The 1,814-nt window shown below is 59.9% G+C and carries 3 protein-coding genes; all 3 read right to left on the minus strand.

What is annotated here, in order from left to right:
• On the minus strand, positions 1-241 hold a 241-nt coding region (locus V7665_RS13545; protein ID WP_335665062.1), incomplete at its 3' end, for an iron-sulfur cluster assembly accessory protein.
• Positions 242-385: 144 nt separating this feature from the next.
• A complete protein-coding gene (locus V7665_RS13550; RefSeq protein ID WP_335665063.1) occupies positions 386-919 on the minus strand; it encodes an SUF system Fe-S cluster assembly protein in 534 nt (177 codons plus the stop codon).
• Positions 920-928: 9 nt separating this feature from the next.
• A partial coding sequence (locus tag V7665_RS13555; protein ID WP_335665064.1) for a cysteine desulfurase occupies positions 929-1,814 on the minus strand: 886 nt, incomplete at its 5' end.

Raw genomic sequence — 1,814 nt, forward strand, 5'->3', positions numbered from 1 at the left:
ATCCGCCGTCGACGTAGAATAGTCCGCCGGGGGTGACGATCTTTTCGTCGAACGGGACTTCCTCGCTGATATAGTCGACCGAATAGGCAAGGCCCGAGCAGCCGCGGCGCGGGGTCGACAGTTTTACACCGATCGCGTCGTCGGGCGCTTTCGCCATCAGGTCGGCAATGCGCTGCTCGGCACCGGGCGTCAGGATGATCGCTGCCGGGATGGCGCGGGTTTTTGTTTTTGTCTCGGTCATAGCTCTTCTTCCTTTTAAGCCCCTCCCCTTCAGCGGAGGGGTGGGGGTGGGGAATGTCCCCACTCGCAAATTCGGAAATTGGTATCGAAGCAATTTCCTCATATTCCACCCCTTGCCCCTCCCTTGAAAGGGAGGGGTTTTATTTTACAACATCCCCAGTTCAAGCTTCGCCTCGTCGCTCATCTTCTGCGGGTCCCATGGCGGGTCCCAGACGAGATTGACTTCGGCGTGGCCGACGCCGGGGACGCTGCCGACTTGCAGCTCGATCTCGCCGGGCATGGATTCGGCGACCGGGCAATGCGGCGTGGTCAGGGTCATCGTCACAATCGCATGATTGTCCGGGGTAATCTCGACGCCGTAGATCAGGCCAAGATCATAGATATTCACCGGAATTTCCGGATCAAAGATCGATTTCAGCGTATCAACCACCGCTTCATAGAGATCACCGCCGGCTTCTCCGACCGGGGTCTCTGTCGGTGCCTGCGCCAGAAAGCCTTCGAGATAATCCTTCTTGCGATTGAGCTTCGCTGAATCGCTTTCCGCTTCATAGGGCGATGGCGCCATCACCGGTGCGGGCTTGTCCTCGACCCGAGTGTCCACAGCGTCCTCGACCTTCGCCAGTCGCGGCTTTTCGACCGACTTGACTTCTTCGACCAATATTTTGCGTTCTTCGTTCATATCGTCACCTTACCCGAAAATCTTTCTGACCCGATTGATGCCATCCACCAGAGCGGCGACATCCTTGTCATCACTGTAAATCCCGAAACTCGCCCGCGCCGTTGCCGGCACGCCAAGATAGTCCATCAACGGCTGCGCGCAATGATGGCCGGCCCGGATCGCCACGCCGCCTTCATCCAATATAGTGGCGACATCATGCGGATGCACGTCACCGACCGCGAAACTCAAGATGCCCATGCTCTGGTCGGGGCCGAAGACCCGCACCGCGTTGATCCCGGACAGGGCTTCGCGCGCTTTGGCCAGCGTGGCATTTTCATGCGCCGAGATCACGTCCAGCCCGATGCCCTCGACATATTGGATCGCCGCATCAAGAGCAACCACACCGACGATATGCGGCGTCCCCGCTTCAAAGCGGCCGGGCGGCGGCGCATAAGTGGTGCCGTCAAAGGACACGCGGTCGATCATCGACCCGCCACCCTTCCACGGCGGCATGGCTTCGAGCGTTGCATAAGGCGCCCACAGCGCCCCAATGCCGGTGGGGCCGTAAATCTTGTGGCCCGAAAAGACGTAAAAATCGCAACCGAGATCCTGCACATCGACCGGCAGCCGCGGCGCGGCCTGACAGCCATCGAGCAACAGCTTGGCGCCAAATTTGTGCGCGATTGCCGCCGCCCGTTTCGCGTCGAGCAAGGACCCGAGCACGTTGGAGACATGGGCCAGCGCGACCAGCTTGTGCTGTTCGGTCAGATTGGCTTCGATCCAGTCGAGATCAATCTGGCCATCCTCGGTCAGCGGCGCGACATCGATATGCGCGCCGACTCGCTCGGCCAGCATCTGCCACGGCACGATGTTCGAATGATGCTCCAGCTGCGACAGTATGATCCGGTCGCCCATG

The sequence above is a fragment of the Parasphingorhabdus sp. genome, from assembly GCF_036964675.1.
Lineage (GTDB): Bacteria > Pseudomonadota > Alphaproteobacteria > Sphingomonadales > Sphingomonadaceae > Parasphingorhabdus.